Origin of the sequence: Streptomyces sp. NPDC006261, from assembly GCF_040613515.1 — a bacterium.
Taxonomy (GTDB): domain Bacteria; phylum Actinomycetota; class Actinomycetes; order Streptomycetales; family Streptomycetaceae; genus Streptomyces.
Window position 1 is genome coordinate 1 of the sequence record NZ_JBEXSI010000133.1, and the last position, 4,368, is coordinate 4,368.

The 4,368-nt window shown below is 67.3% G+C and carries 2 protein-coding genes; both read left to right on the top strand.

All coding sequences use genetic code 11. The features are described 5' to 3' along the window. Positions 1-1,095: glutamine-hydrolyzing carbamoyl-phosphate synthase small subunit (gene carA / locus ABZ154_RS34765; protein WP_356838448.1), on the top strand; the 1,095-nt coding region annotated here is incomplete at its 5' end. Beyond that, positions 1,088-4,368, top strand: a 3,281-nt coding sequence (carB, locus tag ABZ154_RS34770; protein ID WP_356838449.1) for a carbamoyl-phosphate synthase large subunit, incomplete at its 3' end; no start/stop codon positions are given. The genes carA and carB, both read left to right, overlap by 8 nt.

Below are 4,368 nucleotides of genomic sequence, written 5' to 3' on the forward strand. Positions count from 1 at the left end.
CTGGAGGACGGCCGTGTGTTCCGTGGCCGTGCTTATGGGGCCGTGGGGGAGACTTTCGGTGAGGCGGTGTTCTCGACCGGGATGACTGGTTATCAGGAGACGCTGACCGACCCCTCGTATCACCGTCAGGTGGTGGTGATGACGGCCCCGCACGTGGGCAACACCGGTGTGAACGACGAGGACCCGGAGTCGGCTCGGATCTGGGTGTCGGGCTATGTGGTTCGTGACCCTGCCCGTAGGCCGTCCAACTGGCGTTCGCAGCGGTCGTTGGACGAGGAGCTGGTGGCGCAGGGTGTGGTCGGGATCAGTGGTGTCGACACGCGTGCGCTGACGCGGCATCTGCGGGAGCGGGGTGCGATGCGGGTGGGGATCTTCTCGGGGAACGCGGTCGCGGACGAGGGGACGCTGCTGGGGAGGGTCCGCCAGGCGCCCGAGATGGCGGGTGCGGACCTGTCCGCCGAGGTCGCCACGAAGGAGGTGTACGTCGTTCCGGCGATCGGGACGAGGAGGTTTACCGTCGCCGCGGTGGACCTCGGGATCAAGGGGATGACGCCGCACCGGATGGCGGAGCGGGGTATCGAGGTGCATGTGCTGCCGGCGACGGCCACGCTGGATGAGGTGTACGCGGTCAATCCTGATGGTGTGTTCTTCTCCAACGGTCCGGGTGATCCGTCGACGGCCGATCATCCGGTGGCGCTGATGCGGGGGGTGCTGGAGCGGTCGACGCCGCTGTTCGGTATCTGTTTCGGGAACCAGATCCTGGGACGTGCGTTGGGCTTTGGGACGTTCAAGTTGAAGTACGGGCACCGGGGGATCAATCAGCCGGTGCAGGACCGCACCACGGGCAAGGTCGAGGTGACCGCGCACAACCACGGGTTCGCCGTGGACGCCCCGCTGGACAAGGTCTCCGACACCAGGTTCGGGCGGGCCGAGGTCTCCCACGTGTGTCTGAACGACCAGGTCGTCGAAGGCCTCCAGCTTTTGGACCGGCCGGCGTTCAGTGTGCAGTACCACCCGGAGGCGGCGGCCGGCCCGCATGACGCCGCGTATTTGTTCGACCGTTTCGTTTCTCTGATGGAGGGCCAGCGTGCCTAAGCGCTCCGATATCCAGTCCGTCCTGGTCATCGGCTCGGGTCCGATCGTCATCGGGCAGGCCGCCGAGTTCGACTACTCCGGCACCCAGGCCTGCCGGGTCCTGAAGGCCGAGGGGTTGCGGGTCGTCCTGGTCAACTCCAACCCGGCCACGATCATGACCGACCCCGAGATCGCCGACGCCACGTATGTGGAGCCGATCACCCCGGAGTTCGTCGAGAAGATCATCGCGAAGGAGCGCCCTGATGCGCTTTTGCCCACTTTGGGTGGCCAGACGGCGCTGAACACGGCGATCTCCATGCACGAGCAGGGCGTTTTGGAGAAGTACGGGGTCGAGCTGATCGGCGCCAACGTCGAGGCGATCAACAAGGGCGAGGACCGCGACCTGTTCAAGGGCGTCGTCGCGGCCGTCAAGGAGAAGATCGGCTACGGCGAGTCCGCCCGCTCCGTCATCTGCCACAGCATGGACGACGTGATTACCGGGGTGGACACCCTCGGCGGCTACCCCGTCGTGGTGCGCCCCTCGTTCACCATGGGCGGCGCCGGCTCCGGGTTCGCTCATGACGAGGAGGAGCTGCGTCGCATCGCCGGCCAGGGCCTGACCTTGTCTCCGACCACGGAGGTGCTTCTGGAGGAGTCGATCCTGGGGTGGAAGGAGTACGAGCTGGAGCTGATGCGGGACAAGAACGACAATGTCGTGGTCGTGTGTTCCATCGAGAACTTCGACCCGATGGGTGTCCATACCGGGGATTCCATCACCGTGGCCCCCGCGATGACTCTCACGGACCGGGAGTATCAGCGGTTGCGGGATGTGGGTATCGCGATCATCCGCGAGGTGGGTGTCGACACCGGTGGGTGCAACATCCAGTTCGCGATCGACCCGGTCGACGGGCGGGTGATCGTGATCGAGATGAACCCGCGTGTTTCCCGCTCCTCGGCGCTGGCGTCGAAGGCGACGGGTTTCCCGATTGCCAAGATCGCGGCCAAGCTCGCCGTCGGCTACACGCTGGACGAGATTCCGAACGACATCACGGAGAAGACCCCGGCGTCCTTCGAGCCGACGCTCGACTATGTGGTGGTGAAGGCGCCGCGGTTCGCGTTCGAGAAGTTTCCCTCCGCGGATTCGACTCTGACCACCACGATGAAGTCGGTGGGGGAGGCGATGGCGATCGGCCGGAACTTCACCGAAGCCCTCCAGAAGGCGCTGCGCTCGCTGGAGAAGAAGGGCTCCCAGTTCGTCTTCACCGGCGAGCCGGGTGACAAGGCCGAGCTCCTCGCCGAAGCGGTGAGGCCTACGGACGGGCGGATCAACACGGTCATGCAGGCCATCCGTGCCGGTGCGACGCAGGAGGAGGTCTTCGACGCGACGAAGATCGATCCGTGGTTCGTGGACCAGCTGTTCCTGATCAAGGAGTACGCGGACGAGCTGGCCGTTGCGGACAAGCTCGATCCTGAGCTGCTGGCCGAGGCGAAGCGGCACGGGTTCTCCGACGTCCAGATCGGTGAGATCCGGGGGCTGCGTGAGGACGTCGTGCGCGAGGTCCGGCACGCGCTGGGGATCCGCCCGGTCTACAAGACGGTCGACACGTGTGCGGCGGAGTTCGCGGCGAGGACCCCGTACTTCTACTCCTCCTACGACGAGGAGTCCGAGGTCGCGTCGCGTACGAAGCCCGCGGTGATCATTCTGGGGTCGGGGCCGAACCGGATCGGGCAGGGCATCGAGTTCGACTACTCCTGTGTCCACGCCTCCTTCGCCCTGTCGGACGCCGGGTACGAGACGGTGATGGTCAACTGCAACCCGGAGACCGTTTCCACGGACTACGACACCTCCGACCGGCTGTACTTCGAGCCGCTCACCCTGGAGGACGTCCTGGAGATCGTTCACGCCGAGTCCCTCGCCGGACCGATCGCCGGGGTCATCGTGCAGCTGGGTGGCCAGACGCCGCTGGGTTTGGCACAGGCCTTGAAGGACAACGGTGTTCCGGTCGTCGGGACCCCGCCGGAGGCGATCCACGCCGCTGAGGACCGTGGAGCCTTCGGGCAGGTTCTCGCCGAGGCCGGGCTGCCCGCGCCGAAGCACGGCACGGCGACCACGTTCGCCGGGGCGAAGGCGATCGCGGACGAGATCGGCTATCCCGTCCTGGTCCGACCGTCCTACGTGCTGGGCGGGCGGGGCATGGAGATCGTCTACGACGAGACCCGCCTCGCCTCCTACATCTCCGAGTCCACCGAGATCAGCCCCACCCGCCCCGTCCTGGTCGACCGGTTCCTCGACGACGCGATCGAGATCGACGTCGACGCGTTGTACGACGGCACCGAGCTCTACCTCGGCGGCGTCATGGAACACATCGAGGAAGCCGGCATCCACTCCGGCGACTCCGCCTGCGCCCTCCCCCCGATCACGCTGGGCGGGTTCGACATCAAGCGGCTGCGCGCCTCCACCGAGGCGATCGCGCGCGGTGTCGGGGTGCGTGGGCTGATCAACATCCAGTTCGCGCTGTCGGGGGACATTCTCTACGTCCTGGAGGCCAACCCCCGTGCCTCCCGCACCGTTCCCTTCACCTCCAAGGCCACCGCCGTCCCCCTGGCGAAGGCGGCCGCCCGCATCTCCCTCGGCGCCACGGTCGCCGAACTCCGGGCAGAGGGCCTGCTGCCGAAGACCGGCGACGGGGGCACCCTGCCCCTCGACGCGCCGATCTCCGTGAAGGAGGCGGTGATGCCGTGGTCGCGGTTCCGCGACATCCACGGCCGGGGTGTCGATACCGTCCTGGGCCCGGAGATGCGCTCCACCGGCGAGGTCATGGGCATCGACTCCGTCTTCGGCACCGCCTACGCCAAGTCGCAGGCCGGTGCTTACGGGCCGCTGCCCACCAGCGGCCGGGCGTTCATCTCGGTCGCGAACCGGGACAAGCGCTCCATGATCTTCCCGGCCCGTGAGCTCGTCGCGCACGGATTCGAGCTGATGGCGACCTCCGGGACCGCCGAGGTCCTGAAGCGCAACGGGATCAACGCCACGATCGTGCGCAAGCAGTCCGAGGGGGAGGGGCCCGACGGGGAGAAGACGATCGTCCAGCTCATCCATGACGGGCAGGTCGACCTCATCGTCAACACCCCCTACGGCACCGGCGGCCGCCTCGACGGCTACGAGATCCGCACCGCCGCCGTCGCCCGCTCCGTCCCCTGCCTCACCACCGTGCAGGCACTCGCCGCAGCCGTCCAGGGCATCGACGCCCTCAACGGCGGCGACGTCGGCGTCCGCTCCCTCCAGGAACACGC